General features: G+C 64.9%; 1 pseudogene. It reads left to right on the top strand.

Annotation, left to right across the window (positions count from 1 at the left end):
* A pseudogene (locus EO174_RS00005) lies at nucleotides 1-114 on the top strand (DUF3108 domain-containing protein); the annotation flags it as partial.
* Nucleotides 115-245: the final 131 nt, after the last annotated feature.

The following is a 245-nucleotide window of genomic DNA, read 5'->3' as shown; positions in this document are numbered from 1 at the left end:
GGTGACAAGGAATTGATTGCCTGGGTAGTCAAGGACCTGCCGGTGCCGGCGCGCCTGCTGCAGAAGGAAAAGGGCCAGGACGCGCTGGACCTGACCATCAAGGCGTTGCGCTGAGCGCCAGGCACGCTCCTACCAGGTCGTGGGACCTGCTCGGCAGCCGCCCTCCGACTGCAATAAACAGCCCGGCTGCCAGCCGGGCTCTTCATTTCGATCAGGCGCGGTGCGGAATCTCCGCAGCAGGCAGA

It is taken from the genome of Xanthomonas sp. BRIP62418 (assembly GCF_003993495.1).
GTDB lineage: Bacteria > Pseudomonadota > Gammaproteobacteria > Xanthomonadales > Xanthomonadaceae > Xanthomonas > Xanthomonas euroxanthea.
Note: the sequence above shows the minus strand (reverse complement) of the source record. Positions and strands in the feature narration are given on the sequence as shown.